Origin of the sequence: Streptomyces mexicanus (genome assembly GCF_902506575.1) — a bacterium.
Lineage (GTDB): Bacteria > Actinomycetota > Actinomycetes > Streptomycetales > Streptomycetaceae > Streptomyces > Streptomyces mexicanus.
On record NZ_LR732544.1, the window covers coordinates 5,822,151 to 5,849,110 of the forward strand.

Annotated in this window: 24 protein-coding genes and 2 pseudogenes; 13 read left to right on the forward strand and 13 right to left on the reverse strand. The window is 73.8% G+C overall.

Annotated elements, in window-relative coordinates:
* The first annotated feature begins 113 nt into the window (after window positions 1–113).
* Window positions 114–1,502 (forward strand): nucleobase:cation symporter-2 family protein, encoded by a 1,389-nt coding sequence (locus tag GV126_RS25960; RefSeq protein ID WP_159671327.1) that lies wholly within the window; start codon window positions 114–116, stop codon window positions 1,500–1,502.
* Between the two features lie 100 nt (window positions 1,503–1,602).
* Here GV126_RS25960 and GV126_RS25965 read toward each other — a convergent pair whose 3' ends face one another.
* The 4 genes from GV126_RS25965 to GV126_RS25980 all read right to left on the reverse strand — a co-directional run bounded on the left by GV126_RS25965 (window position 1,603) and on the right by GV126_RS25980 (window position 4,690).
* Window positions 1,603–2,025, reverse strand: a complete 423-nt coding sequence (locus tag GV126_RS25965; protein ID WP_159671330.1) for an acyl-CoA thioesterase — start codon at window positions 2,023–2,025, stop codon at window positions 1,603–1,605.
* A gap of 49 nt (window positions 2,026–2,074) precedes the next feature.
* Complete coding sequence (locus GV126_RS25970) at window positions 2,075–2,701, reverse strand: hypothetical protein (protein ID WP_159671333.1); 627 nt, start codon at window positions 2,699–2,701, stop codon at window positions 2,075–2,077.
* A 52-nt stretch (window positions 2,702–2,753) separates the two neighbouring features.
* Window positions 2,754–3,353, reverse strand: coding sequence for a histidine phosphatase family protein (locus GV126_RS25975; protein ID WP_159671336.1), 600 nt, complete (start codon window positions 3,351–3,353; stop codon window positions 2,754–2,756).
* A gap of 128 nt (window positions 3,354–3,481) precedes the next feature.
* Window positions 3,482–4,690 (reverse strand): pyridoxal phosphate-dependent aminotransferase, encoded by a 1,209-nt coding sequence (locus GV126_RS25980; RefSeq protein ID WP_159671339.1) that lies wholly within the window; start codon window positions 4,688–4,690, stop codon window positions 3,482–3,484.
* An 81-nt stretch (window positions 4,691–4,771) separates the two neighbouring features.
* Between GV126_RS25980 and GV126_RS25985 the strand changes: the two genes are divergently transcribed.
* Window positions 4,772–5,413, forward strand: a complete 642-nt coding sequence (locus tag GV126_RS25985; RefSeq protein ID WP_159671342.1) for a winged helix-turn-helix transcriptional regulator — start codon at window positions 4,772–4,774, stop codon at window positions 5,411–5,413.
* 52 nt (window positions 5,414–5,465) lie between these two features.
* On the opposite strand, the gene GV126_RS25990 is transcribed toward GV126_RS25985, so the two are convergent.
* The 3 genes from GV126_RS25990 to GV126_RS26000 are packed head-to-tail and all read right to left on the reverse strand — an operon-like array spanning window position 5,466 to window position 9,079.
* Complete coding sequence (locus GV126_RS25990; protein ID WP_159671345.1) at window positions 5,466–6,266, reverse strand: hypothetical protein; 801 nt, start codon at window positions 6,264–6,266, stop codon at window positions 5,466–5,468.
* A complete protein-coding gene (locus tag GV126_RS25995; protein WP_159671348.1) occupies window positions 6,266–7,534 on the reverse strand; it encodes a VWA domain-containing protein in 1,269 nt (422 codons plus the stop codon). The genes GV126_RS25990 and GV126_RS25995 overlap by 1 nt, the downstream gene beginning before the upstream one ends.
* A gap of 9 nt (window positions 7,535–7,543) precedes the next feature.
* Window positions 7,544–9,079: an IucA/IucC family protein gene (locus GV126_RS26000; protein WP_159671351.1), complete on the reverse strand. Its 1,536-nt coding sequence runs from the start codon at window positions 9,077–9,079 to the stop codon at window positions 7,544–7,546.
* A 150-nt stretch (window positions 9,080–9,229) separates the two neighbouring features.
* Between GV126_RS26000 and GV126_RS26005 the strand changes: the two genes are divergently transcribed.
* Window positions 9,230–10,735, forward strand: coding sequence for an IucA/IucC family protein (locus GV126_RS26005; protein ID WP_159674099.1), 1,506 nt, complete (start codon window positions 9,230–9,232; stop codon window positions 10,733–10,735).
* 127 nt (window positions 10,736–10,862) lie between these two features.
* Here the strand turns inward: GV126_RS26005 and GV126_RS26010 are convergent, their stop codons facing one another.
* Window positions 10,863–11,468 (reverse strand): TetR/AcrR family transcriptional regulator, encoded by a 606-nt coding sequence (locus GV126_RS26010; protein ID WP_236570107.1) that lies wholly within the window; start codon window positions 11,466–11,468, stop codon window positions 10,863–10,865.
* A gap of 93 nt (window positions 11,469–11,561) precedes the next feature.
* Between GV126_RS26010 and GV126_RS26015 the strand changes: the two genes are divergently transcribed.
* Both GV126_RS26015 and GV126_RS26025 read left to right on the forward strand, forming a co-directional pair.
* Window positions 11,562–11,990 (forward strand): ester cyclase, encoded by a 429-nt coding sequence (locus tag GV126_RS26015; RefSeq protein ID WP_159671357.1) that lies wholly within the window; start codon window positions 11,562–11,564, stop codon window positions 11,988–11,990.
* Window positions 11,991–12,378: 388 nt separating this feature from the next.
* The gene (locus GV126_RS26025; RefSeq protein WP_159671360.1) at window positions 12,379–13,293 is read left to right on the forward strand and encodes a HipA family kinase; all 915 of its coding nucleotides are present in this window, start codon (window positions 12,379–12,381) and stop codon (window positions 13,291–13,293) included.
* Window positions 13,294–13,374: 81 nt separating this feature from the next.
* Here the strand turns inward: GV126_RS26025 and aceB are convergent, their stop codons facing one another.
* Both aceB and GV126_RS26035 read right to left on the reverse strand, forming a co-directional pair.
* Window positions 13,375–15,000, reverse strand: a complete 1,626-nt coding sequence (aceB, locus tag GV126_RS26030) for a malate synthase A (protein ID WP_159671363.1) — start codon at window positions 14,998–15,000, stop codon at window positions 13,375–13,377.
* Between the two features lie 184 nt (window positions 15,001–15,184).
* Window positions 15,185–15,793: a nucleotidyltransferase family protein gene (locus GV126_RS26035; protein WP_159671366.1), complete on the reverse strand. Its 609-nt coding sequence runs from the start codon at window positions 15,791–15,793 to the stop codon at window positions 15,185–15,187.
* Between the two features lie 171 nt (window positions 15,794–15,964).
* Here GV126_RS26035 and GV126_RS26040 point away from each other — a divergent pair, with 171 nt between their 5' ends.
* Complete coding sequence (locus GV126_RS26040) at window positions 15,965–16,252, forward strand: DUF5955 family protein (protein ID WP_028424718.1); 288 nt, start codon at window positions 15,965–15,967, stop codon at window positions 16,250–16,252.
* Window positions 16,253–16,783: 531 nt separating this feature from the next.
* Here the strand turns inward: GV126_RS26040 and GV126_RS26045 are convergent.
* The gene (locus tag GV126_RS26045) at window positions 16,784–17,584 is read right to left on the reverse strand and encodes an IclR family transcriptional regulator (RefSeq protein ID WP_159671372.1); all 801 of its coding nucleotides are present in this window, start codon (window positions 17,582–17,584) and stop codon (window positions 16,784–16,786) included.
* Window positions 17,585–17,913: 329 nt separating this feature from the next.
* Here GV126_RS26045 and allB point away from each other — a divergent pair, with 329 nt between their 5' ends.
* From allB to GV126_RS26065, 4 genes and pseudogenes are all read left to right on the forward strand, one after another.
* Window positions 17,914–19,251 (forward strand): allantoinase AllB, encoded by a 1,338-nt coding sequence (allB, locus tag GV126_RS26050; RefSeq protein WP_159671375.1) that lies wholly within the window; start codon window positions 17,914–17,916, stop codon window positions 19,249–19,251.
* Window positions 19,252–19,322: 71 nt separating this feature from the next.
* Window positions 19,323–20,438 (forward strand): allantoicase, encoded by a 1,116-nt coding sequence (alc, locus tag GV126_RS26055; protein ID WP_159671378.1) that lies wholly within the window; start codon window positions 19,323–19,325, stop codon window positions 20,436–20,438.
* A 444-nt stretch (window positions 20,439–20,882) separates the two neighbouring features.
* A pseudogene (locus GV126_RS26060) lies at window positions 20,883–21,488 on the forward strand (AIM24 family protein); the annotation flags it as partial.
* Window positions 21,489–21,678: 190 nt separating this feature from the next.
* On the forward strand, window positions 21,679–22,074 hold the full coding sequence (locus GV126_RS26065; RefSeq protein ID WP_159671384.1) for a guanyl-specific ribonuclease: 396 nt from the start codon (window positions 21,679–21,681) through the stop codon (window positions 22,072–22,074).
* A gap of 21 nt (window positions 22,075–22,095) precedes the next feature.
* Here GV126_RS26065 and GV126_RS26070 read toward each other — a convergent pair whose 3' ends face one another.
* Complete coding sequence (locus GV126_RS26070) at window positions 22,096–22,374, reverse strand: hypothetical protein (RefSeq protein WP_159671387.1); 279 nt, start codon at window positions 22,372–22,374, stop codon at window positions 22,096–22,098.
* A gap of 165 nt (window positions 22,375–22,539) precedes the next feature.
* On the opposite strand from GV126_RS26070, the gene GV126_RS26075 reads away from it, so the two are divergent.
* Window positions 22,540–23,799 carry a sensor histidine kinase gene (locus GV126_RS26075; RefSeq protein ID WP_419796016.1) on the forward strand — a complete coding sequence of 420 codons (1,260 nt, stop codon included), beginning with the start codon at window positions 22,540–22,542 and terminating at the stop codon, window positions 23,797–23,799.
* Window positions 23,800–23,910: 111 nt separating this feature from the next.
* Here the strand turns inward: GV126_RS26075 and GV126_RS26080 are convergent, their stop codons facing one another.
* Window positions 23,911–24,876: an NADPH:quinone reductase gene (locus GV126_RS26080; protein WP_159671390.1), complete on the reverse strand. Its 966-nt coding sequence runs from the start codon at window positions 24,874–24,876 to the stop codon at window positions 23,911–23,913.
* A 111-nt stretch (window positions 24,877–24,987) separates the two neighbouring features.
* Here GV126_RS26080 and GV126_RS26085 point away from each other — a divergent pair.
* Together GV126_RS26085 and GV126_RS26090 are read left to right on the forward strand one after the other, a co-directional pair.
* A pseudogene (locus GV126_RS26085) lies at window positions 24,988–25,675 on the forward strand (response regulator).
* A gap of 88 nt (window positions 25,676–25,763) precedes the next feature.
* A complete protein-coding gene (locus tag GV126_RS26090) occupies window positions 25,764–26,945 on the forward strand; it encodes a cytochrome P450 family protein (RefSeq protein ID WP_159671393.1) in 1,182 nt (393 codons plus the stop codon).
* Window positions 26,946–26,960 lie beyond the last annotated feature (15 nt).

Sequence of the window (26,960 nt, forward strand, 5' to 3'; positions counted from 1 at the left end):
CCCCCCAGGGTCCCTCCCCATGCTCCCGCCGTCGCCGGAGCAGGGACCCCACACGCACCACCTCCATGAAACCCACGTCGACGACGACGTGTTAACCGCCCGGAGGATCCGCCGTGGCCGCCCATCCCGTAGACGAAAAACTCCCCGCCCTGAAAATGGCGACCAGCGGCCTGCAGCACGTGGCCGCCATGTACGCCGGAGTCGTCGCACCACCCCTGATCGTCGGCGCGGCCGTAGGCCTGTCCGGCACCGAGCTGACCTTCCTGACCGGCGCCTGCCTGTTCACCGCCGGCCTCGCCACCTTCCTGCAGACCCTGGGCGTCTGGAAGATCGGCGCCCGCCTGCCCTTCGTCAACGGCGTCACCTTCGCCGGCGTCGCCCCGATGACCGCGGTCGTGGCCGCCACCAAGGACAAGTCCGACGCCCTGCCGATCATCTTCGGCGCGGTCATCGTCGCCGGACTGCTCGGCTTCCTCGCCGCCCCCGTCTTCTGCAAGGCGGTCCGCTTCTTCCCGCCGGTCGTCACCGGCTCCGTCATCACCCTGATCGGTGTCTCGCTGCTGCCGGTCTCCTTCGGCTGGGCCCAAGGGCCCAACCCCGCCGGGCACGACTACGGCTCAGTGAAATACCTGACCCTGGCCGGCATCACCCTGGTCATCGTCCTGCTGCTGCGCCGCTTCACCCGCGGCTTCGTCAAGCAGATCGCCGTCCTCATCGGCCTGATCGCCGGCACGGTCATCGCGATCCCCTTCGGTGTGACGGACTTCAGCCCCGTCGCGGACGCCGACGTCGTCGGCTTCCCCACCCCGTTCCACTTCGGCGCGCCGCAGTTCCACATCGCCGCGATCGTCTCGATGTGCGTGGTGATGGTGGTGTCGATGACCGAGTCCACCGCGGACATGCTGGCCCTCGGCGAGATCGTGGAGCGCCCGGCCGACGAGGAGACCATCAAGGCGGGCCTGCGCGCCGACACGCTCGGCTCCGCCCTCAGCCCCCTGTTCAACGGCTTCATGTGCAGCGCGTTCGCGCAGAACATCGGCCTGGTGGCGATGACCCGCATCCGCAGCCGCTTCGTCGTCGCCGTCGGCGGCGGCTTCCTGGTCCTGATGGGCCTGTGCCCGATGGCCGCCTCCCTCATCGCCGTCGTGCCGCGCCCGGTGCTCGGCGGCGCCGGCGTGGTCCTGTTCGGCTCGGTCGCCGCCAGCGGCATCCAGACCCTGGTCAGGGCCGGCCTCGACAAGGACAACAACGTCCTGATCGTCGCCGTCTCCCTCGCCGTCGGCATCATCCCGATCACCGAGCCGGAGTTCTACGACGCCTTCCCCGAGACCGCCCGGATCGTCCTGGACTCCGGCATCTCCACCGGCTGCGTGGTGGCCGTCCTGCTGAACCTGCTCTTCAACCACCTCGGCAAGAACCGCGACGCGGAGGACGTCACCCACCCGATGGAGGGCGGCAAGGACATCGCGGACTCGGCCGCCCAGCCGGCCGGCACGCACTGACCGCACGCCCCGCAGGGGGCCCGGTTCGGGGGTACGGCACGTTACGCCGCCGTACCCCCGAGCGCGCGCACCGGCCCGTCCGGCCACGCCCTAGGCGCGCCTACAACCCGAACAGGCCGGGATCGGCGGCCAGTTCCTTGAAGCGCTCGCGCGGGTCGGGCACCAGCTTGCGGGCCTTGAGGTCCATCAGGCCGCCCACGGCGCTCACTTCGGCGGCCACCGTGCCGTCCGCCTTGCGTATCGTCTGCTCGATCCGGAACGTCTTGCCGCCGCTCCACTCGAAGGCGCAGCCGACGTCCACCTCGTCGCCGGCGAGGAGTTCCCGCCGGTAGCGGAGGGTCGTCTCCAGCACCACCGGGCCCACCCCGCGGGCGAGCAGGCCGGCCTGGGTGATCCCGGCGGCCTGCAGCAGGGACCAGCGGGCGTGCTCGGCGTAGTTGAGGTACACGGCCTGGTTCAGATGGCCCTGGACATCGGTCTCGTACCCGCGGACGGTCACCCGCACGGAGAACGGCTCGCTCATCACGTCCCCTTCGCCTGTCTCGCACTGCCCGGCGATCCTCGCACGCCCCTCACACCCGCCGGGGCGAAGCGAGCAGATAGCGCCTTCGGGTCCGGGGCTCGGTGTACTCCCCGGCCTGCCATCCGGCCCGCTCCAGCGTGGCCGCCCACTCCCGCAGGGCCTGCGGCGGCCCGTGCACGGCGACCGCCTCCGGCTGCCCGGTCGCCCGGACCCGGTAGCCGTCGCCGTCCGGCCTGGCCGGGTGGTGGCCGGCCGCCTCCAGGGCCAGCGCCGCGGCCTGCACCAGATGCGACCGCTCCCACCCGCAGGGCCGGTCGGCCGCCCCGTCCCGGTTCGTCATCCGGCGCAGCTCCAGCAGCCCCTGCCAGGCACTGTGCACCTCGCGCAGGCGGGCCGGCCCGTCCTGCGGGGCGTCCTCCTCGCCGCCGACGCGGGCGGTGAAGACGCCGGCCTCCGGCTGCGCGGCAGCCGGCCGCGGCGCAGCCGTCACGGGTGTCTCGCGTATCCGGTGCCCGGCCGGGGTGAGGAAGTGGTCGTGCGGCGGACGCGGATGCCGGAAGGCCAGCCCCCGCTTCACCAGCGCCGCCAACTGCGCCGGCGTCCCGCGCAGCCGCCCGGTCACCGGGTCGGCGGCGTCGATGACACGCCGCTGCGCGGCGGTCGGCGGTCGGGTCACGGCGTGCTCCTTCCTGCGGCGCGGTCAGCGGGTCTGCCACCCGCTCCGCAGGCTACGCCGCAGGTCTGACATTCCACCCCGCGATCACCGGCCGCCCGTGCTCGATGCCCAGCCGGCACAGGGCCCCGGTGCCCAGCTGGAACAGCGCACCGGCCGACGCGGGCAGTCGAAGCCACCGCGCGGCGAGCACCCGCAGGAAGTGCCCGTGCGACACCAGCACCACCACCTCCTCGCTCCCGGCGTCCACCGCCCGGGCCTTGGCCAGCATCCGGTCCGCCCGCGCCCCGACCTGCTCGGGGCTCTCCCCGGGATGGTCCGGCGGGCCCGGCGCCACCCCGTCCGTGAACAGGAACCACTCCGGCCGCTCCCGCTGGATCTGCGCGGTGGTGATCCCCTCGTAGCCGCCGTAGTCCCACTCCTGCAGGTCCGGGTCGATCCGCACGTCGGTGAGGCCGATCAGTCCGGCGGTCTCCCGGGCCCGCTGCCGGGGACTGGCGAACGCCGCCCGGACCGGCAGCGAGCGCACCAGCGGTGCCAGCCGCCGCGCCTCCTCGCGGCCGTGCGCGGTCAACGGCACGTCCGTCCACCCGGTGTGCCGCCCGGACCGCGACCACTCGGTCTCCCCGTGCCGGACGAGAAGGAGATCACCCACGTCCGCCGTCCCTTCCTGACGCCTCCCCAGCACCGTGTCACACGGGGGCCGCGTCCCGCAGGGCGGACTGGGCCGGACGGCCGTCCCCGGCCGGTGCGGGGGGCCTGCGGGTCATGACGGCCGGCCGGTCACTGCCGATATCCGCTGAGGAACCGCCCGATCCGGCCGATCGCCGTCTCCAGCACGTCCGCGTGCGGGAGGGTGAGGATGCGGAAGTGGTCGGGCTCGGGCCAGTTGAAGCCGGTGCCCTGGACGACCTGGATCTTCTCGCGCAGGAGCAGGTCGAGGACGAACTTCTCGTCGTCGTGGATCTTGTGGACCTTGGGGTCCAGACGGGCGAAGGCGTACAGGGCGCCCTTGGGCTTGACGCAGGACACGCCCGGGATCTCGTTCAGCTTGCGCCAGGCAACGTCGCGCTGTTCGTGCAGCCGGCCGCCCGGCGCGGTCAGCTCGTGGATGGACTGCCGGCCGCCGAGCGCGGCCTGGATGGCGTACTGGGCGGGCGCGTTGGCGCACAGGCGCATGGAGGCCAGCATGGTCAGGCCCTCCAGGTAGTCGCGCGCGTGCTGCCGGGGGCCGGTCACCACCAGCCAGCCGGAGCGGAAGCCGGCCACGCGGTAGGTCTTCGACAGGCCGCAGAAGGTGAGGACCACCAGGTCGGGGGCGAGCGCGGCGGTGGAGTGGTGCACGGCGCCGTCGTAGAGGATCTGGTCGTAGATCTCGTCGGCGAACACCATCAGGCCGTGTCGGCGGGCGAGGTCGAGGATGCCCTCCAGGACCTCCTTGGGGTAGACGGCGCCGGTCGGGTTGTTCGGGTTGATGATCACCACCGCCTTGGTGCGGTCGGTGATCTTCGCGGCCATGTCGGCCAGGTCCGGGTTCCAGTCGGCCTGCTCGTCGCACCGGTAGTGGACCGCCTTGCCGCCCGCCAGGGTGGTCACGGCCGTCCACAGCGGGAAGTCGGGGGCGGGGATGAGGATCTCGTCGCCGTCCTCGACCAGGGCCTGCACGGCCATGGAGACCAGCTCCGAGACGCCGTTGCCGAGGTAGACGTCGTCGACGCCGACCTCCAGGCCGAGGTTCTGGTAGCGCTGGGCGACGGCCCGGCGGGCGGAGAGGACGCCGCGCGAGTCGGTGTAGCCGTGCGCCTGCGGCAGCATCCGGATCATGTCCTGGAGGATCTCCTCGGGCGCCTCGAAACCGAACAGCGCCGGGTTGCCCGTGTTCAGGCGGAGCACGCTGTGGCCCGCCTCCTCCAGCGCGTTCGCGTGCTCGATCACCGGGCCGCGGATCTCGTAACAGACCTCGCTGAGCTTGTTCGACTGCCGGAACTCCATGCGCCCCTCCGGGAACTCGTGTTGCTTGGTTTTACCAAGTGGGAGCTTGGAAAGTCCAACAACGTGTCTAGACTGCGTCGCATGTCACCTCGCCGAAGCTACGACCAGTACTGTTCCGCCGCCCGCGCGCTCGACCTCGTGGGCGACCGCTGGACCCTGCTGATCGTCCGCGAACTGCTGGCCGGCCCCCGCCGCTACACGGACCTGCACGCCGACCTGCCGGGGGTGAGCACCGACGTCCTGGCCTCCCGGCTGAAGGACATGGAGCGCGACGGACTGACGACCCGCCGCCGGCTGCCGCCGCCCGGCGCCGCCTACGTCTACGAACTCACCCGGCGGGGACGGGCGTTGCTGCCCGTGCTGCAGGCGCTGGGGGAGTGGGGGCAGGGCGAGCTGGGCGAGCCGCGCCCCACGGACGCGGTACGGGCGCACTGGTTCGCGCTGCCCCTGCTGCGCGCCCTGGCCGGCTGCGAGGGCGAAGGCGTCGTCGAAGTACGGCTGGAGGAAGGCGTGTTCCACCTGTACGTCGGCGCGGGCGAGGACACGCCCGTCTACGGGGACGGTCCGGCGCCCGCCGAGCCCGACGCCCGGCTGGTCCTCGACTCCGCCACCTGCACGGCCCTCGCCCGCGGGGAAGCGGGCCTGGCGGACGCGGTGCGGCGGGGGCAGGTGACCGTCACCGGGGACGGCACCCCGGCCAAGGCCCTGCGGGAGGCGGCATGACACAAGGCCCGCCCCTGAGCGGGACGGGCCTTGCCGGGTTCTGGGGCGCGGGTCAGACGCCCGGCGGCACGCGTGAGGGCCGCCCCGAGCCGCGCGTCAGCGCGTACCCGCCGATGCCGGCGAGCGCGGCCAGGATCGCACCGATCCCGGTCCACACCCACCGGTCCGACCACCAGCCGGACGACCAGCCGCCGTCCGGCCTGATGTCCGACAGCACCGCGTGCCGGTCGTCGTCGCCGTCCTTCTGGGAGGTGACGGCGATCCCCGGCACCAGCGGCTTCGCCAGCGAGCCGTCCACCGCCGCCGCGCCGCCGATGTCCTTGGAGTCCGCCCTGACCTCGGCGGCCACCGGCAGACCCAGGTCGGAGGAGGCCAGGCCCACGACGGTGAGCCGGATGTAGTAGGTGCCGGGCAGCGGATCGTTCGCCCACGGCTCCGACCAGGCGCGCACCGTGCGCAGCACGCACGTCAGGTCCACCGAGGCGGCGCCCGCGGCGGCGGTGCGGGTCTGGGCGCCGTACTGGCAGGCCTGGCGGCGGCGCAGGCCGTCGTACACGTCCACCTGCCAGGTCTGCGTGGTGTGCTGCTGCGGCAGCTTCACCGTCGCGTGGACGGTGGGGCGCTGCCCGGCGTCGGCCGGGAACGACCAGTAGAAGTAGTCGCCGGTGGAGCCGTTCGCGGTGGCCTGCCGCCCCTGCTCGATCTCCGTGGCGGTACGGAACGACGTGCCCGCCTGGGCCGGTGCCTTGCCGTCGCCGGACGGGCTCGCGGAGGCGGAGGCGTCCGCGGCCGCCGGTGCGGCGGCCAGTCCCAGCACCAGCAGCGCGGCGCTCAACGCTCGTATCGCACGCATCAGTTCGTCCTCCACACAGCGACCCGCCAGCGCGACAGCCAGCCCCACACCAGTCCGGCCAGGAAGCCGACCACCACCAGCACGCCGAGCAGCCACCAGCCGCGGCCCAGCCCGAAGGCCGCCACGTCACGCGCCTTGTCCGGCCCGTCCACCACGTCGACGGTCAGCTCCAGCGGCAGGCCCGGCGTGGTCTTCACGCCCGGCGCCGCGGAGAAGGAGTTGGTGACCTGAAGGCACACCGTCTCCGCGGGGGCGTTGTCGTCGTCGCTCTCGGGCCGCGGGTAGCGCAGGCCCGTGGAGATCACGTCCGTGCGGCCGGTGCCGGCCGCCTCGCCGCGCACGATCTCCCGGCCGTGCACGGTCACCGCCCGCAGCAGCACTCCGTAGTCGGGGTTCACGGCCCGGTCGTCGGCGACGCTCACCGACGCGCGCAGCTCCTGCCCGGGATCGACGTCCACCCGGTACCAGCGCTGCTGCCCGAACTCCTCGCGGTCGGTGTACAGGCCCGACTTCAGCTCGGGCGCCTTGGCGCAGTCGGTGGCGCCCTCGGTGGCCACGGGCGTGACCACCGGGTCGGCGGCCCGGTCGACCAACTGGCCGACCCGGTCGGTCAGTTCCTCCTTGTGCCGCACGGAGGTGTACGTGCCGCCGGTCGCGTCCGCGATGCAGCTGAGCTGGTCGCGGGTCTTGGCGTCCGGCACCAGGCCGAGGGTGTCGATGGTCAGGCCGATGCCCTTGGCGGCGATCTCGCGGGCCACCTCGCAGGGGTCCAGGGGCTGGCAGGTGTCCTCACCGTCGCTGATCAGGACGATCCGGCGGGTGCCGTCGCCGCCGTTCAGATCGTCCGCCGCCTTCAGCAGCGCCGGCCCGATCGGCGTCCAGCCGGTCGGCTGCAGTGTGGCCACGGCCGTCTTCGCCTCGGTGCGGTCCAGCGGGCCGACCGGGTACAGCTGAGCGGTGTCCTTGCAGCCCGTCTTCCGGTCGTTGCCCCGGTAGTCGGCGCCCAGGGTGCGGATGCCGAGCTGGACCTCCTTCGGCGTGGCGTCCAGCACCTCGTTGAACGCCTGCTTGGCCGCGGCCATCCGCGACCCGCCGTCTATGTCCCGTGTGCGCATCGAACCGCTGACGTCCAGGACGAGTTCGACCTTCGGGGCGGCCTGGCCGTCCGGTTCGCCGTCGGCGACCGCGCCGGCGGGGAAGGCGATCCCGGCCGTCAGGGCGGCGAGCAGAGCACAGACTCCCGCCGCCAGCCGTTGTCTTGTGATCATCGGTGGATCTTATGGATCAGTCCTGCCCGGTTCCAAAACGAGCTGCGTCAGCGGGTTGGGGAGCATGGTCCACCGGTCGCCGGGAGTGCCGGGGGACAGGCGCATCAGCGTCAGCGCCTTCGCCGGCAACGGGAGTTCACACAGCGCCTCGGTGTCCGGGGTGCGCGGCAGGTCCCGTACGGCCGGCTCCAGCGCGGCCCGCAGCGCCGCCGCCGAACCGGCCGTGGCCGCCAGCGCGCCCGCGACCAGCGAGCCGAACAGCTTGCGCCGCAGGGCGACCGGATCGTCCGTCAGGTTCCGGGCGGGCAGGTCCGGTACGCGGATGCCGTGCCGGGCCAGCCGGGCGGGGCTGACGCGGATGTCGGCGACGTCGCGGTACACCAGCCGCACCGGGCTGCCCGTCCCGGACAGCACGACCAGCAGGTTCTGGCCGTGCGCCTCCAGGGCCACGCCCAGCTCCAGCATGCGCAGGCCCGCGGTGAGGGCGAGGCGGGCGAACGCGGCCGTCCAGGCGGGCGAGCCGGGCAGGCCGGTTCCGGCGAGGGCGGCCACCGGCAGCACGTGCTCGCCGGGCGCCGCGTAGACCTGCGGCGACTCCCGCCACAGCGCCGCCAGGTCGGGGGAGTGGGCCGTGGCCGCGCCCAGGGTACGGGTGACGCACAGCAGCCCGCCGGTACGCTCCGCCAGGTCGGCCGTGAACGCCGACAGGGCCGCCGACCCCGCCACCGAACCGACCGAGATGTCCCGCACCGAGGACGCCAGCCGGGCCGACAGCGCCGTCTTGACGTGCGGGCCGCCGGCCGGCAGGGCCAGGGTGCGCAGCGACATCCGCGGGTGCGCGGGCAGCACGCCGCCCGTGCGCGGGCGCCCCCGGACGTGCTCCGCCTGCCACGGATGCACCGGCACCAGCAGCCGCCCCCGCTCGCGCAGGTGCTCCGGCCACGCCCCGGACACCAGGCACTCCCGCGCCGGGACCGGCAGCAGGCCCAGCTCCACCACGGGCCGGTGCTCCGGACCGTACGCCAGCTGCTCGGCCACCGAGAAGCCGAGCCGCGCACGGCAGGCCGGGTGATAGGGGTGACCGTCGACCACCCGCTGTTCCCCCTCCCAGTCCGTCGCGGGCCACCCGTGCGGGTGGTCCTCCGGCCGGTTGGCGCGGGACAGCGCCAACGAGGCGACGCAGTGCGCCAGTTCCGCGGCGAGGCCGTCGCCGTGCGGCACGGCCAGGGCGGCCGTCAGACGCGCGGGATCGTCGTAGGCCCTCTCGCCCAGACGTACGACGGTGACGTAGGCGGACGTCGCGTACGGGTCGGCCGGCGGCCCGGACAGCGTGCGGCCGTCGCCGAGCCGCAGCACCAGGCCGTCGCGGACCCGCTCGCGCGCGGTGATCCAGGGCAGCGGCTCGTGGGCCAGCGCCCGCCACAGCCGGGTCAGCACCGACGCCCGCGCGCCGGCCAGCTCGGCTGCGTAGCGTGGGACGAGCCAGGGGCGCACGGCCGCCAGCTCCTCGCCGACGGCCTCCTCGGCGGTCGCGACACGGTGCACGGTCGGCCTCCTCGCTCGGCTCGGGCGTCACGGTGACGCGCTCCGGGTAGACATACTGATCGCTTTCGCACCGTGCGGTCACCCTGGGGACAGGGTGACGCGGGGACACGGTGCGGACGGAAGGCCGACGAAGGGGAACGCGTGGATGTGATGCCGCCCGGCGACGACGTCGCGGAGCGCGCCGACGCGTACGCCGCCGCGCCCGTGCTGAACTGCCTGATCCGCGAGGTGGCCGAGGCCCGCCCGGACCCGGCGGGGCACCGGGTGTACCGGTTGCCGGGCGGGGGCCGGCTGCTGCGTGTGCACGGCGGGCGGCGCCCGGTCCGGCCGGAGGTGTTCACGGCGGGCCGCTGGCAGCGCCTCGGCCACACGGAACTGGTCAAACTGGTGGCCGAGGAGTTGCGCCGGCACACGGGCCTGTCCAACGACGAGCTGCCCGCCGAGATGCTCGACAGCCGGGAGGCGGTGGCCGCGCTGCTCACCGCCCGCGCGCGCACGGCACCCCCGGACGATGCCTACCTGCGCTCCGAGCAGTCGCTCCTGACCGGCCACCCCTACCACCCCGCGCCCAAGGCGCGCGGCGGCGGCCCCGTCGCCTCCTGGCTGCCGTACGCGCCCGAGGCGCACGCCCGCTTCCCACTGGTGCTGCTGGGGGTGCGCGCGGACCTGGTGGCGGAGGAGGGCGACACCACGGCGCTCGACGCGCTCGGCCAGGCACCGCCCGGCTACCGACTGCTGCCCGCCCACCCCTGGCAGCTGGACCTGGTGGGCCGCGACCTGGCCGGCGCCTTCGCCGACGGCCGCCTGCTCCGCCTGGGCAGCACCCCCTTCGACGTGTGGCCCACCGCCGCGATCCGCACCGTGCACGCCCCCGGCCCCGACCTGTTCCTGAAGTTCAGCCTGGACGTGCGCATCACCAACGACGTACGACGGCTGTGGCGGCACGACCTGCTCAGGCTGCGCCGCACGGACACCGCGGCCACCGGCGCCTTCGCCGCGCTCGGCGGCCCGGCGGCCTGGCTGAGCGACCGCGGCTACCGCACCGCGGCCTTCGCCTTCGAGGAACTCGCCGTCGTCGTGCGCGACGGCCTCGCCGGACACCTGCTGCCCGGCGCGACCCCGCTGCTGGCCGCCGCCCTGGCCGAGGGCTGCGACGGCCACCCGCTGGACGGCCCGGTGGATCCGGCCAGGTGGTGGGCGGCCTACCTGCGGCAGGTGGTGCCGCCGGTCCTGGCGGCCTTCGCGCGGCACGGCGTCGTCCTGGAGGCCCACCTGCAGAACTCGCTGGTCGCGGTGGACGCCGCCGGGCTGCCCGTGCAGGCGCTGTTCCGGGACGCGGAGGGCGTGAAACTGCTGCCGGAGGTGACCCGCGCGGCCGGCTGGGAACGGCTGGTGTACTGCCTGGTCGTCAACCACCTCGGCGAGATGGCCGCGGCGCTGGCGGAACGTTGCCCGGGCCTGGACCCGTGGCCCGCCGTCCGCCGCGAGCTGGGCCGCCACGACCTGCCCGAGATCCCCGCACTGCTCACCGCGCCGACCCTGCCCGGCAAGACCAACCTGCTGCTGCGCTGGACGGGCGCGGACGGCGCGGCGGCCCGCTACCGTCCGCTGCCGAACCCGCTCCTGCGGCCGGCTCGGCAGGACCGGACGGGATGAGCCACGCGGACGGACCGCTCGTCCGCCGCGGCGGCGCATCCGGTTCCTTGAGGTGGCCGGCCGGTTCGCGGGGCGGCGCACCCGGTACGTCGAGGCGGCCGGCCGGCTCCCGCTCGGGTTCGCCCGGTCAGGACGACGGTCCGCCGGCTCGGTCCGCGTCCCGCGCGCCGACGCCGAGCAGGTCCAGGGCGCCCCGGATCGCGCGGTCGAAGGGCTCGGTGGACTGCTCGGCGCGGGCCAGCGCGTAGCCGCCCTGGACGACGGCCGCGAGGGCGGCCGCGGTGTGCTCCGGGCGCAGCCCCGGGTCCAGCTCGCCGGCCGCCTGGGCTTCGGCGATGGCCTCGGCCAGGCAGCGGCGCAGGACGCCGAAGGTCTCCCGGACGGGCTCGCGCAGCGCGTCGTCCGCGACGATCTCCGGGTCGCCCGCCAGCCGGCCGACGCTGCATCCCCGCAGCACGTCGCGTTCCAGCAGCAGGTAGGCGACGATCCGCTGCAGGCCGGTGCCCTCACCGGAGAACACCTCGCGGATCTGGGCCTGCATCAGCTCGGCGCTGCGGCGCTCGGCGGCCAGGACGAGGTCGGGCTTGCCGCGGAAGTGGTGGTACATGCTGCCCTGGCCCACGCCGGAGCGGCGCAGGATGGCGGTCGGGCTCGTGCCCACGTAGCCGCGGTCCCAGAGCAGCTGACGGGTGCCTTCGATCAGGCGTTCCTTGGTGTCGGGGGAGCGTTCCACATCCCCGACCATACATACATGTATGTATGGTGGCAACGTGCGTCGGCGCGCAGAACCGGTCACGCCGACGGAAGACGACCTGTGGAGGACGGCATGGCACACGCGAGTTCCGTAGACGTCGTGGAGGCGTTCTGGGAGCAGGTGTGGAACGCGCACGACCCGGAGAAGGCCGACGACTTCGTCGTCGAGGACTTCGTCATCACCAACGCCGGTGAGCGCATCGAGGGACGGGAGAACTTCAAGGCCTGGATCAAGGCGTTCCTCGACCAGGTGGACGACCTCAGGCTGGAGGTGATCGAGACCTTCCAGAACCAGGACGGCAGCCGGGTCGCCTCCCGCTGGCGGGTGCACGGGCGCAACAACGGCGTCATGGGCACCGAGCCCGACGGGCGCCCGATCTCGTTCACCGGCACCGCCGTCTGGGCGGGGCGCGAGGACGGCAAGCTGCTGCACAACTGGGGGGAACGCGCGAGCTGGGAGCTGTACCGGCGCCTGACCGCCCCCGGGGCCGCAGAGCACTGACCCGGCCCACCCGCGCCCGATCACCGGCCGGCGTCACCGCGGCGCCCGCTCCGGCAGGCCGAGGCGGACCGCCGCAACGGCGGTCCACTCCCGCCGGCCGTGACGGCCTGCCTGTGCTCCAGCTCCCCGGCGCCGTCGCGGTACAGTCGTACACCGACACCGGCCTGTCCGCCGGCACCTCCTACCGCTCCACCGTCGCCGCGGTCGACTCCGCCGGTACCGCCGGGGCTCCCTCCGCCGCCGTCACGGCGACCACCACCGGCACCGCGCCCCGGTGCTGCACCGACAACAACTACTCCCACACCCTTCAAGGAGACCTCCCCGGGCTACTTCGTCCTCGCCGACTCGGGCTGCCGATCCGCGGGGTGCAGGCGTATAGCCTGGACGGATGCTCACCGAGGTCACCGCCACCCGCTACGTCGCCCCCCTGCACTCCGGTGGCTCCGTCCCCGGGATCGTGGAGGCCGACGACCTCGGTACGTATGTCGTGAAGTTCACCGGGGCCGCGCAGGGGCGCAAGGCGCTGGTCGCCGAGGTGGTCGTGGGCGAGCTGGCACGTGCGCTCGGGCTGCGGTTCCCGGAGCTGGTCCTGGTGCACTTCGATCCGCAGCTGGCCGCGCACGAACCGCACCAGGAGGTGCGCAACCTGCTCGACGCGAGCCAGGGGGTGAACCTGGGCATGGACTACCTGCCGGGCGCGCGGGACTTCACGCCCGAGGTGGCCGCGCACTTTCCGGTGGACCCGCTGGAGGCCGGCCGGATCGTCTGGCTGGACGCGCTGACGGCCAACGTGGACCGCACCGTGCACAGCTCCAACCTGATGCTCTGGCCCACCTTCGGCATCGCGCCGCCGCGGCTGTGGCTCATCGACCACGGCGCCGCGCTCGTCTTCCACCACCGCTGGGACACCTCGGCGCCCGAGAAGGCGTACGACTTCCGGCACCACGCCCTGGGCCGCTACGCGCCGGACGTGCGGGCCGCCGACGCGGAGCTGGCGCCGAAGGTGACGCGCGAGCTGCTGGCCGAGGTGCTGGCCGAGGTCCCGGACGCCTGGCTGGAGGGCGAGCCCGGATTCAGCGGGGCCGGGGCCGTCCGCGACGCCTACGTCGACTACCTGGCCGCGCGGGTGGCGGCGTCCGCGGCCTGGCTGCCCACCTGCTTCCCCAGCCGGGAGGAGCTGGCGGCCGAGGAGGCCCGGCGGGCGGCGCGCACCCGGGCGGGGCGGCCGGACTGGCTCAAGCGCGTGCCCGACCTGCACGGCAAGCCGGCCGCGGAACAGGACTGGTCCGTCCACCTGGGGTGAGGCGGACGCGGCGCGGCCGACGCCGCGGGCCGGGCGACCACCCGGTCACCCGGCCCGCGGCGTCCGCCCGGGTCCGTGCGCTCAGCCCTTGAGCTGCTCGTACGCCGGCAGCGTCAGGAAGTCGGCGTAGTCGTCGTCGAGGGAGACCTGCAGCAGCAGGTCGTGGGCCTGCTGCCAGTGACCGGCCGCGAACGCCTCGTCGCCGATCTCCTCGCGGATGTTCTCCAGCTCCTCGGCGGCGACCTTGCGGGCGAGGTCGGCGGTGACCTTCTCGCCGTTGTCCAGGACGACGCCGGCGTTGATCCACTGCCAGATCTGCGAGCGGGAGATCTCGGCGGTGGCCGCGTCCTCCATGAGGTTGAAGATGGCGACCGCGCCCAGGCCCCGCAGCCAGGCCTCGATGTAGCGGATGCCGACCTGGACGGCGTTGACCAGGCCGCCGTAGGTGGGCTTGGCGTCCAGGGAGTCGATGGCGATCAGGTCCTCGGCCTTGACGGCCACGTCCTCGCGCAGGCGGTCCTTCTGGTTCGGCTTGTCACCGAGGACCTTGTCGAAGGACTCCATGGCGATCGGCACCAGGTCGGGGTGGGCGACCCAGGAGCCGTCGAAGCCGTCGTTCGCCTCGCGGTCCTTGTCGGCGCGGACCTTCTCGAAGGCCACCTTGTTGACCTCGGGGTCCTTGCGGGAGGGGATGAACGCCGCCATGCCGCCGATGGCGTGCGCGCCGCGCTTGTGGCAGGTGCGCACCAGCAGTTCGGTGTACGCCCGCATGAACGGGGCGGTCATCGTGACCGCGTTGCGGTCCGGCAGGACGAACTTCGCGCCGCCGTCGCGGAAGTTCTTCACGATGGAGAACAGGTAGTCCCAGCGGCCGGCGTTCAGCCCCGAGGCGTGGTCGCGCAGCTCGTAGAGGATCTCCTCCATCTCGTACGCGGCCGTGATCGTCTCGATCAGGACGGTGGCGCGGACGGTGCCCTGCGGGATGCCGACGTAGTCCTGGGCGAAGACGAAGATCTCGTTCCAGAGGCGGGCCTCCAGGTGCGACTCCGTCTTGGGCAGGTAGAAGTACGGGCCCTTGCCGAGGTCGAGCAGGCGCTGGGCGTTGTGGAAGAAGTACAGGCCGAAGTCGACCAGGGCCCCGGGCACCTGCTTGCCGTCGGCGTCGACGAGGTGACGCTCGTTCAGGTGCCAGCCGCGCGGCCGCATGACGACCGTGGCCAGCTCCTCGTTCGGGCGCAGCGCGTAGGACTTGCCGGACCGCGGGTCGGTGAAGTCGATGTTCCGGGTGTAGGCGTCGATCAGGTTCAGCTGGCCGAGGACGACGTTCTCCCAGGTGGGGGCGGAGGCGTCCTCGAAGTCGGCGAGCCAGACCTTCGCGCCCGAGTTCAGCGCGTTGATGGTCATCTTGCGGTCCGTGGGACCGGTGATCTCGACCCGGCGGTCGTTCAGCGCCGCGGGGGCCGGGGCGACCTTCCAGGAGTCGTCCGCGCGGATCGCGGCCGTCTCGGGCAGGAAGTCGAGGGTGGAGGTGCGGGCGATCTCGGCGCGGCGTTCCGCGCGGCGGGCGAGGAGTTCGTCGCGGCGCGGCGTGAACCGCCGGTGCAGCTCCGCCACGAAGGCGAGCGCCGCGTCGGTGAGGACCTCCTCCTGCCGGGGCAGGGGCTCGGCGTCGACGATGGCCAGCGGGGACGGCGCTGGTGCGGACATGAGCTGTCACTTCCTTCAGCGGTGGCACCGGGTGCCAGAGCGTGTGAATGGGGAGAAAAGCACCCGCTGTGCGGTCAGGCGCTTCTGGTCAGTGGATAGTAGTTTCCTCATCGTGGAACTTCAATGGTTTGTTGACGTCGAGATTCTCTGAGTCGAGGAAACGTGGCGCTCGGTGCCACCGTGTTCACGCAAGGTGCCGCAGGTCGGCCTCGGTGTCGATGTCGTACGCCTGCGCCACGTCCGCGCACTCGACCAGCTCGATCGCGTCCTCGTGCGCCTTCAGATAGGCGCGTGCCCCGCGGTCACCGGTCGCACGCGCCGCGATGCCCGCCCAGTGCGCCGCGCCGAACAGCACGGGGTGGCCACGCACGCCGTCGTACGCGGCCGAGACCAGCGACGTCTCGTCCCGGAAGGCGGCCAGCACCCGGCTCACCGCCGCCGCCCCGATCCCCGGCTGGTCGACCAGGGACACCAGGGCCGCCCGCGCGCCCGTACCGGCCAGCGAGTCCAGCCCGGCCCGCAGCGAGGACCCCATGCCCTGCTCCCAGTCCGGGTTGTCCACCAGGACGCAGTCCTCCAGCCGGGCGCGCCGCCGCACCTCGTCCGCCCGCGCGCCGAGCACCACGTGCACCCGCGCGCAGCCGGCCGCGTGCAGCACCCCCACCGCGTGCTCCACCAGCGGCCGGCCCCGGTGCGTGAGCAGCGCCTTGGGCCGCCCGCCGAGCCGCCGCCCGCCGCCGGCCGCCAGCACCAGCCCGGCGACCTCCTCCACTGTGGCCTGTGTGCGTGTCATGGGTCCTGCATACCTGACGCTCCGTCGAACCGAGGGTCCTCGGTGGGCTGAATTTCGGCCCGCACAGTGGCGCGTGCGGCCCGGGTTGGCGTTTACTGGCCCGCATCCGGCAACTGCGCACGACGGAGTGCGAGGGGGAGGGCTGTGTTGCGGAGCTTGGAACAGAGGCCGGTGACCGGCAGCGACGAGGATCCCAGGGTGACGGGACTGCGCACCGCCGTGTCCCGGCTGCGCCGCGAACTGGCCGCGCATCCCGCGGAGTTCCCCGACCGCGCCATAGCCGAGGACGAGCTGGCCGCACTCGCCGCGATGGCCGCCGGTGGACTGCCCGAGATCCCGCGGCTGCGCCGCTCCCTGCTGCTGATCGCCGGATCGATAGGCTCGGTCAGCGCGCTCGCCCACGGCCTGGCGGAGGTGCGCGCCGCGGTGGACCTGTTCGGCGAGCCGCCGCGCCGCTGACACCCCCGACGGGTGGACCGGACCGCGGCCGGCTGCCGTGACGGCTGACACCGGCCCGGATCGCGACCGGCTGCCGTGATGGCCGGCGCCGGTCCGGAGCACGGCAGGCCGCTGTGACGGACGGGCCGGATCGCGCGGGCTGCCGTGATGGGTGGCCCGGCTCACCGCGGGCTGCGTGACGGGTCTGCCCGGATCGCATCGACTTGTCGTGGCGGGCGGGTCGGATCACCGCCGGCTGTCATGCTGGCCGGCCCGGATCACCGTCGGCTGCTGTGATGCCGGCGCCGGTCCGGACCACCGTCGGCCCCCGTGACGGGCGGGCAGGATCACCGAGGGTTGTCGTGGGGCTGCCCCGGATCGCCGCCGACTGGCCCGGATCACCGCGAGCCGCCGTGACGGGCGGGCCGGATCCCTGTCGGCGGGGGCTAGGCCGCGCCGTGCGGCACGGCATGCGTAAGGCATGCGAGACGGGCCCGCCCCGGTGCCTAAGCGGCACCGGGGCGGGCCCGGGGCCGTTGCGCGGCGCTCGGGTCAGGCCGTCGCGCCCGAGCTGGCCAGGGCCTGGGAGAGCTCCTTCGCCACCTGCTGCAGGACCGGCACGATGCGTTCGGTCGCTGCCTCGGTGACGCGGCCGGCCGGGCCGGAGATGGAGATGGCGGCGGCGGTGGGGGAGTCGGGGATGGTCACCGCCAGGCAGCGGACCCCTATCTCCTGCTCGTTGTCGTCCATGGCGTAGCCGAGCCGGCGGACCTCCTCCAGGGCGGCCAGGAAGCCGTCGGCAGTGGTGATCGTCTTGTCCGTGGCCGCGGGCATGCCGGTCCGGGCGAGCAGGGCGCGCACCTCGTGCTCGGGGGTGTGGGCGAGCAGCGCCTTGCCCACCCCGGTGGAGTGCGGCAGCACGCGGCGCCCGACCTCGGTGAACATGCGCATCGAGTGCTTGGAGGGCACCTGGGCGACGTAGACGATCTCGTCGCCGTCGAGCAGCGCCATGTTCGCCGTCTCGCCGGTCTCGTCGACCAGCCGGGCCAGGTAGGGGCGGGCCCCGGGGCCCAGCAGCCGGGAGGCGGACTCGCCCAGGCGGATCAGCCGGGGGCCGAGCGCGTAGCGCCGGTTGGGCTGCTGGCGGACGTATCCGCAGGCCACGAGCGTGCGCATCAGGCGGTGGATGGTGGGCAGCGGCAGTCCGCTGGCCGAGGACAGCTCGCTCAGGCCGACCTCGCCGCCCGCGTCCGCCATGCGCTCGAGCAGGTCGAAGGCGCGCTCCAGGGACTGGACGCCGCCGCTGGAGGTGGACTTGGCGGAGTCGTTGGTGCTGGCGCTGGACGTCGGCACGGCGCGTTCCTTTCGGGGCTGGCAGGAAGCCCAAAGCCTATCGGGGAGACGGTTGACTCCCCGCCTGTACGGAACTACGTTCTGTCTGTCGGAATTGTAATTCCGCTTTGTGGAAACGTCCAGAGCGCATCCAGCGGGCTGCCGTGCAGCAGTGTGCCCCTTGACGGGGTCCGGGCGGGAGTGAAGACTCCTTCAACAGAACGTTGAAGTCCGTTACATGGGTGTGCGTGTGCGTACCGGCGTGTACCTGTGCGTACAGCCCGTTTTCCGCAGGTGTGCGGTGGCGCAGGCGCTCCGCCCGCCGGCGGGTGGCAGAAAGAGAGGTTCGGGTGTCCGACGCTGAACTGGTGCTGCGCTCGACGCGTGTCATCACGCCCGAGGGGACGCGCGCCGCGTCCGTCGCGGTCGCCGACGGCACGATCACGGCCGTCCTGCCCTACGACGCCCCGGTGCCGGCCGGTGCCCGCCTGGAAGATCTCGGCGACGACGTCCTGATGCCCGGCCTGGTCGACACCCACGTGCACGTCAACGACCCGGGCCGCACGGAGTGGGAGGGCTTCTGGACCGCCACGCGCGCCGCGGCGGCCGGCGGCATCACCACCCTGATCGACATGCCGCTCAACTCGCTGCCGCCCACCACCACGGTGGACCACCTGCGGATCAAGCAGGACGTCGCCCGGGACAAGGCCCACATCGACGTCGGCTTCTGGGGCGGCGCCCTGCCCGACAACGTCAAGGACCTGCGCCCGCTGCACGACGCCGGCGTCTTCGGCTTCAAGGCGTTCCTGTCGCCCTCGGGCGTGGACGAGTTCCCGCACCTGACCCGCGACCAGCTCGCCACGTCGCTGGCGGAGATAGCCGGCTTCGACGGCCTGCTGATCGTGCACGCCGAGGACCCGCACCATCTCGCCGCCGCCCCGCAGCACGGCGGCCCCAAGTACGCCGACTTCCTCGCCTCCCGGCCGCGCGACGCCGAGGACACCGCCATCGCCACGCTGATCGCCGAGGCCAAGCGCCTGAACGCGCGCGTGCACGTGCTGCACCTGTCCTCCAGCGACGCCCTGCCGCTGATCGCCGAGGCCCGCGCCGAGGGCGTGCGGATCACCGTCGAGACCTGCCCGCACTACCTGACGCTGACCGCGGAGGAGGTCCCGGACGGCGCCAGCGAGTTCAAGTGCTGCCCGCCCATCCGCGAGGCCGCCAACCAGGACCTGCTCTGGCAGGCGCTCGCCGACGGCACCATCGACTGCATCGTCACCGACCACTCGCCCTCCACCGCCGACCTCAAGACCGACGACTTCGCCACCGCCTGGGGCGGCATCTCCGGTCTCCAGGTCAGCCTGCCCGCCGTGTGGAGCGCCGCCCGCGAGCGCGGCCACAGCCTCGAGGACGTCGTCCGCTGGATGTCGCAGCGCACCGCCGCCCTGGCCGGCCTGGACCGCAAGGGCGCCATCGAGCCCGGCCGCGACGCGGACTTCGCCGTGCTCGCCCCCGACGAGACCTTCACCGTCGACCCGGCCCACCTCCAGCACCGCAACCGCGTGACCGCGTACGCGGGCCGGACCCTGTACGGCGTGGTGAAGTCCACCTGGCTGCGCGGTGAGCGCATCGTCGCGGGCGGCGAGTTCACCGAGCCCAAGGGCCGCCTGCTGACCCGGCCCCACTGAGCCACCTGTCCCGACCTGCGCGTGCACCCGCATCCGCAGCGGCCGACTCCAGAAAGGAAGACCTGATCACCGTGACGGCGACTCCCCGTTTCACCGGCGACGCGAACCCCTACGGAGGCGGTGACCCGTACGCGGACTACCGCACCGCCGACTTCCCCTTCACCCAGCACGCCAACCTCGCCGACCGCCGCCTCGGGGCCGGGGTCATCGCCGCCAACGACGAGTTCTTCGCGCAGCGCGAGAACCTGCTGGTGCCCGAGCGCGCCGAGTTCGACCCGGAGCACTTCGGGCACAAGGGCAAGATCATGGACGGCTGGGAGACCCGCCGCCGCCGCGGAGTCTCCGCCGAGCACCCCTGGCCCACCGAGGACGACCACGACTGGGCGCTGATCCGCCTCGGCGCCCCCGGCGTCGTCCGCGGCATCGTCGTCGACACCGCGCACTTCCGCGGCAACTACCCGCAGGCCGTCTCCGTCGAGGGCACCTGCGTGGAGGGCTCCCCCTCCCCGGAGGAACTCCTCGCCGACGACGTGAAGTGGACGACCCTCGTGCCGCGCACCTCGGTCGGCGGCCACGCGGCCAACGGCTTCGAGGTGGACGTCGAGCAGCGCTTCACGCACCTGCGCGTCAAGCAGCACCCCGACGGCGGCATCGCCCGGCTGCGCGTGTACGGCGAGGTCGTGCCGGACCCGAAGTGGCTGGAGGTGCTCGGCACCTTCGACGTGGTCGCGCTAGAGAACGGCGGCCGGGTCGAGGACGCCTCCAACCTCTTCTACTCGCCGGCCACCAACACCATCCAGCCGGGCCGCTCCCGCAAGATGGACGACGGCTGGGAGACCCGCCGCCGCCGCGACCAGGGCAACGACTGGATCCGCTACCGGCTGGTCGCCCAGTCCGAGATCCGCGCCATCGAGATCGACACCGCCTACCTCAAGGGCAACAGCGCCGGCTGGGCGTCGGTGTCGGTCAAGGACGGTGAGGACGGCGAGTGGCGCGAGGTGCTGCCGCGCACCCGTCTGCAGCCCGACACCAACCACCGCTTCGTGCTGTCCGCGCCCGCCGTCGGCACGCACGCGCGCGTGGACATCTTCCCCGACGGCGGCATCTCCCGGCTGCGCCTGTTCGGCTCCCTGACCGAGCAGGGGGCGACGCGCCTGGCGGCCCGCCACCAGGAACTGGGCGGCTGACCCGCCTTCGGGCCGGGCGGCTCACCGCCCGATTCCGGACCGGGCGGCACGGTGACGGCCGCCGGACCGACTCGCAGGGCGCCCCGGCCTGACAGCACCGGTGCGCCCTGCGCCGCCTTCCGCGCCCCTCGGCCCGCGCGAGCCGGCCCTCTCGGCCCGGCGCGGGCCGGCGTCCGGAACTCTCCGGTCCGCTTTTCCGTTGTGCCGTGCGTGACCCTTCAGCAAGAGATCGTCGGCAACGCCATGCAGATGGCGGTCGTGCAGCTGCAGCCCGGCCTCGCCCCACACCGTCTGGCCGGCCCGCCGCCGCCCGCCCGCCCTCCGCTGGGCCGCGCCGACCGTCTCTTGCTGCAGGGCCACGCACCCCCCCACCGAACAGCGCGCCCGAGGCGTCCCGCCCGCGGCCCCCGCCGGCCCCCCCCGGCCCCCTCCCGCGGGCGCCGGGCGGGCACGGCCATGCAGGTGGGCCAGCGCGTCCTGGCGGGCGAGTCGCTGGCGTTCCAGTACTTCACCTCCCAGGGCGGCCAGGGCACCGTGGGCTTCGCGGGCGTGCTGCCCGGCGAGATGCGCGCGCTGGAGCTGGACGGCTCGCGCGCGTGGTTCGCGGAGAAGGACGCCTTCGTCGCCGCGGAGTCCACCGTCGACTTCGGCATCGCCTTCACCGGCGGCCGCACCGGCATGAGCGGCGGCGAGGGTTTCGTGCTGGAGAAGTTCACCGGACACGGCACGGTGATCATCGCGGGCGCCGGCAACTTCATCGACCTCAACCCCGCCGACTTCGGCGGCCGCATCGAGGTGGACACCGGCTGCGTGGTCGCCTTCGAGGAGGGCATCCGCTACGGCGTCCAGCGTGTCGGCGGCCTCAACCGCCAGGGGATCATGAACGCCGTCTTCGGTGGCGAGGGCCTGTCCCTGGCCACCCTGGAGGGCGACGGCCGGGTCATCCTGCAGTCCCTCACCATCGAAAGCCTCGCCAACGCCCTGAAGAAGGCCCAGGGCGGCGACAAGCAGGGGCCGACGGGCGGACTGTTCTCCACGCACGTCGGATGACCACGGGGGGCGCGGCGACCTGGGAGGACCGCTGACCGCGCCGCGGTGACCTGGGCCGGACCGCGGGTCCGCCGGGCCGCCGCGGCGAACAGGAGGTGAACCCGGCGGCCGGCCGCTTCACCGGACATACCGGGAAACTCCACGGAGTTGTCGTTGACATGCCATGCTCTACGCGCGTCATCATGAGTCCATGAGATTCCCCCCACACCTCACGCGTCTCGGCGCCGCGGGCGCCCTGCTGTCCGCCCTCCTTGTGGGCGGCACCATCAGCGCCGGCCCGGCGGACGCCGCCGCGGCCTCGGTCGGCAGCATCTGCTACAGCGATCTGCCCTCGCAGGCGCACGACACCCTGGACCTGATCGACCGGGGCGGCCCCTTCCCCTACGAGGAGGACGGCAGCGTCTTCCAGAACCGCGAGGGCGTGCTGCCGCGGCAGTCGACCGGCTACTACCACGAGTACACGGTCGTCACCCCGGGCTCGCCCACCCGCGGCGCCCGGCGCATCGTCACCGGTGAGAAGTACCAGGAGGACTACTACACCGCGGACCACTACGCGACCTTCGACCTGATCGACTTCGGCTGCTGACCCCGGGCCGTCACCGCCGGGTCACGGCTCACGGCCGTCGGTGCACGGCGGTCGCGGCCCCGCGGCGCGCGGCGGCTCGGTCTTCCGGGCGCGCGGCCGCGGTCCGCCGCTGTCGGTGACGGCGAACAGGGCGCAGGCGAGCACGATCAGGACGAAACTCGCGAACGCCTCGTAGTCGTGGAGAAAGGGCAGGCGCCCGATCATGCCCACGTGCCAGTGGGTGAACTCCCGGACGAGCCCGAGCACGCCCTGCACCAGGGCGACGAACCCGACGATCTCCAGCACCTTCTTGATGAGCACGAGGCCGGCCCCGCGGACCCCCCACGCACATCGGCCGCGGGGCCGGCGCTCGGTGCCGAAGGTCGGTGGCCCGGCCGGGGCGGACAGCCGAAAGTCGATGGCGCCGTGACTTCGGACGGTGCCGTGCACCGCGCGGGGTCGGCAGGGCGCGGCCGGTGCGTAGATGTGTCGACTGTGACGCAGAGCGGGACGACGACGAGTGAGGCACCGGTGTGGGCCGCACGGCGATGGTGGCTGCCGTCCGCCGTGGCCGACGAACTGGACCGGGACGCCGGGAGTCCCGGCCGCTCCCGGCGCACCGCGCGGGACCGGCTCGTCGACTTCTGCTGCTTCCTCGCGGCCATCGCCGTAGGGCTGGCCGCCGCCCAGTCCCTCGACCACCGGGCGGACCTGCCGCGTGCCCTGTCCGTCGCCGACCAGGTGCTCGGGGCGCTGTCCTGCGGAGTGGTCTGGCTGCGCCGCCGCCATCCGCTCGCCCTGGCCGCCGCCATGGTCCCCGTCGGCTTCATGTCGGACACGTCGGCCGGCACCGGCCTCGTCGCCCTGTTCACGCTCGCCGTGCACCGGCCGTTCCGGTACGTGGCCTGGATCGCCGGAACCCAGCTCGCGCTGCTCCCGGTCCACTACAAGCTGCGCCCCGATCCGGACCTGCCCTACCTGGGCATCATCGCCTTCTCCGCCGTGCTGAGCCTGTCCGTCGTCGGCTGGGGGATGTTCGTCCGGTCCAAGCGGCAGCTCATGCTGAGCCTGCGGGACCGGGCGCGCCGCGCCGAGACCGAGGCCCGGCTGCGTGCCGAGCAGGCTCAGCGGCTCGCCCGCGAGGCCATCGCCCGTGAGATGCACGACGTCCTGGCGCACCGTCCGACGCTGCTGAGCGTGCACGCGGGCGCGCTGGAGCTCCGGCCCGACGCGCCCCGCGAGGAGGTGGCACGGGCCGCCGGCGTCATCCGGGAGAGCGCCCATGAGGCCCTCCAGGACCTGCGGGAGATCATCGGCGTGCTGCGCGCCGGTGACGCCGGCGACGAGGGCCGCCCGCAGCCGACGCTGGCCGGACTGGACACGCTGGTCGCCGAGTCCCGCGAGGCCGGCATGAAGGTGGCCCTGGCCCAGCGGGTCGTGGAGCCGGCCGCCGTGCCCGCCTCGGTGGGCCGCACCGCCTACCGCGTCGTCCAGGAGGCCCTGACCAACGCCCGCAAGCACGCCCCCGGCACCGAGGTCACCGTGACCGTCACCGGCGGCTCCGGTCACGGGCTGACCGTCCACGTGCGCAATCCGCCTCCCGACGGCGAGGTCCCGCACGTCCCCGGCTCCGGCCAGGGCCTGATCGGCCTCACCGAACGGGCCACCCCGGCCGGCGGCACCCTCCGCCACGGCCCGACACCGGACGGCGGCTTCGAGGTGCGGGCGCGGCTGCCGTGGGACTGACGGGCGGGCCGGCGCCCGGCCCGCCCGCGCCGGACAGCGGGTGCCGTGAACGCGAGCGCGACCGGAGCGGACGGCTCCCCGGCCGGCGCCCTCCGGCCCGGAGGGCGGGGCTCAGGGCCGCAGGACCAGGCGCCGCCCGTGCAGTTCGCCCCGCTCCATACAGCGGTGGCTGTGCGCCATGTCGCTCATCGGCCGGTACTCCACCGCGCGCGGGCGCAATCCCCCCGCCGCCAGTCGCTCGTTGATCCCCGCCGCCGCTTCGGCCAGCTCCGCGACCGTGGCGTGGGAGATGACGAAGCCGCGCAGCGAGCCGTCCTTCATGTACAGCGGCCCGGCCGGCAGGACCGGCTCGTCCCGGACCCCGGCCAGCAGGACGATCCGCCCGCGGTGGGCGAGGAGGGCGACCGCGGTCCGCAGGTCGTTGTGGCCGGAGGTGTCGACGTGGAGGTCGACCCCCTCGGGGGCGAGCGCCGCCAGCCGCCGGGCGAGGTCGTCGGCGTGGTAGTCCACGACCTCCGCCGCGCCCAGGGAGCGCACGTAGGCGTGGTCGCGGGGGGAGGCCGTCGCGAGCACGCGTGCCCCCGCGCACGCCGCCAGCTCCACCAGAGCGCTGCCCACGTTGCCGCCCGCGCCGCCGACCAGGACCGTCTGGCCGGGGCGCAGGTCGCCGTGGGTGAAGAGGGCCAGGTGGGCGGTGGCGGCCGGATGGAACACCGCGACCGCCTCCTCGGGGCGCGCGCCCGCCGGCAGCCGGTAGAGGCGCTCGGCCGGGACCGCGACCTGCTCGGCCGCCGCGCCCTGCCGCCCGTCGTGGCCCAGACTGTTGCACCACACCGTCTCCCCGGCGGCGAACCCCGAACCGGCGGCGGCGACCGTGCCCACCAGATCGCGCCCCACCACGAACGGGAACGGCAGCGGCGTGCGGTACACCCCGGACCGCACGAACGTGTCCACGGGGTTGACCGTGGTCGCCAGCACGTTCACCAGCACCTCGCCCGGCCCCGGCTCGGGAGGCGGCAGCTCACCCCAGCGGATGAGGTCGGGCGGACCGAGCTTCTCGACGTACGCGGCACGCATGATCGATCATCTTGCCACCGGGCGCGTCGGCCACGCGCTCCCCGCGCGGTCCGTGCCGCGTGCCGACGGGGCGGTGTGGCCCGCGCTGCGGCGGTTTGGTCGGCTGGTGCCATGACCGCGATCCGAGTGCTCCTCGTCGACGACGATCCGCTGGTGAGAGCCGGGGTGTCCCTGATGCTGGGCGGTGCCGCCGACATCGAGATCGTCGGAGAGGCGGCCGACGGCGGCGACGTCGACGCGCTGGTCGACCGGACCCGGCCGGACGTGGTGCTCATGGACCTGCGCATGCCCGGCACGGACGGCCTGACGGCGACGGAACGGCTGCGCGCCCGCCGCGACCCACCGCAGGTCGTGGTCCTGACCACGTTCCACGCCGACGAGCAGGTGCTGCGGGCCCTGCGGGCCGGCGCGGCCGGGTTCGTCCTGAAGGACACGCCGCCCACCGAGATCGTCGAGGCCGTGCGCCGGGTGGCCGCCGGCGACCCCGTGCTCTCTCCCACCGTCACCCGTCAGGTGATACGACACGCCGCCGGCACCGGCGCGGACGAGCGGCGCACCCGCGCGCGGGAGCGCATCCTCGCCCTGGCCGACCGCGAACGCGAGGTCGCCGTCCGCGTCGGCCGAGGACTGGCCAACGCGCAGATCGCGGCGGAGCTGTACATGAGCGTGGCCACCGTCAAGGCGCACGTCTCCCGCATCCTCGCCAAGCTCTCCCTCGACAACCCGTGTCCAGATCGCGCTCCTCGTCCACGACGCGGGACTCCTCGAAGACCTCGAAGAGGACCGGACCTGGCTGTAGCCGGGTCGTGCGGCGCAAGGGCACTTTCCGGCGCCGCCGCCCGTTGGGAAGGCAGGCAGAGCCGTCCGCGCTCGGGAGGGGACCGGTGATGGCAGACCTGATCGATCTGACGGAGTACGGGGAGGGGTTTCGCGCCGACCCGCACCCCGTCTACGCCGAGCTGCGGGCGCGCGGCCCGGTGCACCGGGTGCGGCTGCCCGAGCCGGAGGGCTACGACACCTGGCTCGTCGTCGGGTACGAGGAGGCGCGCGCCGCCCTCGCCGACCCGCGGCTGGCCAAGGACGCGGGCGCGGTGGAGGGCACGTACCGGGAGGAGGAGGTGATCGGCAAGCACCTGCTGATCGCCGATCCGCCGCAGCACACGCGGCTGCGTGCGCTGGTCACCCGCGCCTTCACCGCGCGCCGCGTCGAGGCGCTGCGGCCCCGGGTGCAGCAGATCACCGACGAGCTGCTGGACGCGATGCTGCCGCGCGGGCGCGCGGACCTGGTGGAGGCGTTCGCCTATCCCCTGCCGATCACGGTGATCTGCGAGCTGCTGGGGGTGCCCGAGATGGACCGGGCCGCCTTCCGCGAGATGTCCAACGAGGTGGTCGCCCCGACCGGCGAGGAGGCGAACCTGCGGGCGGTCGAGCGGCTCGGCGTCTACCTCACCGGCCTGATCGAGGACAAGCGCGCCGCCGGGCCGGCCGACGACCTGCTCGGCGCCCTGATCCGCACCACCGCCGAGGACGGCGACCGGCTCTCCGCGGGAGAGCTGCGCGGCATGGCCTTCCTGCTGCTCATCGCCGGCCACGAGACCACGGTCAACCTCATCACCAACAGCGTGCACACCCTGCTCACCCACCCCGAGCAGCTCGCCGCGGTCCGCGCCGACCTCGATCTCGTCGACGGCGCCGTGGAGGAGACGCTGCGTTACGAGGGACCGGTGGAGAACGCCACGTTCCGGTACGCGGCCGAGCCACTGGAGATCGCCGGCGTCGCCATCCCCAAGGGCGACCCGGTCATGATCGGCCTCACCGCCGCCGGCCGCGACGGCGGCCGGTACGCCGAGCCGGACCGGTTCGACCCCCACCGCGACACCCGCGGCCACCTGGCGTTCGGGCACGGCATCCACTTCTGCCTGGGCGCACCCCTGGCGCGTCTGGAGGCGCGCACCGCGCTGCGCACCCTGCTGCGGCGCGCCCCCGGCCTCGCCCTCGACGGTCCGCCCGGCGAGTGGCTGCCCGGGATGCTGATCCGGGGCGTGCGGAGCCTGCCGGTGCGCTGGTAGCCGGCGGCCCGCCCC

What these genes read in the sequence shown, in the direction of transcription:
- GV126_RS26080 (WP_159671390.1), bottom strand. Translation starts at nt 24,876, where the DNA reads ATGCGTGCCGCGTACGTCGAGAAGCTCGGTCCGCCCGACCTCATCCGC.
- GV126_RS26035 (WP_159671366.1), bottom strand. Translation starts at nt 15,793, where the DNA reads ATGACACGCACACAGGCCACAGTGGAGGAGGTCGCCGGGCTGGTGCTG.
- GV126_RS26090 (WP_159671393.1), top strand. Translation starts at nt 25,764, where the DNA reads ATGGCAGACCTGATCGATCTGACGGAGTACGGGGAGGGGTTTCGCGCC.
- GV126_RS25995 (WP_159671348.1), bottom strand. Translation starts at nt 7,534, where the DNA reads ATGATCACAAGACAACGGCTGGCGGCGGGAGTCTGTGCTCTGCTCGCC.
- GV126_RS26025 (WP_159671360.1), top strand. Translation starts at nt 12,379, where the DNA reads ATGCTCACCGAGGTCACCGCCACCCGCTACGTCGCCCCCCTGCACTCC.
- GV126_RS26065 (WP_159671384.1), top strand. Translation starts at nt 21,679, where the DNA reads ATGAGATTCCCCCCACACCTCACGCGTCTCGGCGCCGCGGGCGCCCTG.
- GV126_RS26015 (WP_159671357.1), top strand. Translation starts at nt 11,562, where the DNA reads ATGGCACACGCGAGTTCCGTAGACGTCGTGGAGGCGTTCTGGGAGCAG.
- GV126_RS25985 (WP_159671342.1), top strand. Translation starts at nt 4,772, where the DNA reads ATGTCACCTCGCCGAAGCTACGACCAGTACTGTTCCGCCGCCCGCGCG.
- GV126_RS26005 (WP_159674099.1), top strand. Translation starts at nt 9,230, where the DNA reads ATGCCGCCCGGCGACGACGTCGCGGAGCGCGCCGACGCGTACGCCGCC.
- GV126_RS25980 (WP_159671339.1), bottom strand. Translation starts at nt 4,690, where the DNA reads ATGGAGTTCCGGCAGTCGAACAAGCTCAGCGAGGTCTGTTACGAGATC.
- GV126_RS25990 (WP_159671345.1), bottom strand. Translation starts at nt 6,266, where the DNA reads ATGCGTGCGATACGAGCGTTGAGCGCCGCGCTGCTGGTGCTGGGACTG.
- GV126_RS25965 (WP_159671330.1), bottom strand. Translation starts at nt 2,025, where the DNA reads ATGAGCGAGCCGTTCTCCGTGCGGGTGACCGTCCGCGGGTACGAGACC.
- aceB (WP_159671363.1), bottom strand. Translation starts at nt 15,000, where the DNA reads ATGTCCGCACCAGCGCCGTCCCCGCTGGCCATCGTCGACGCCGAGCCC.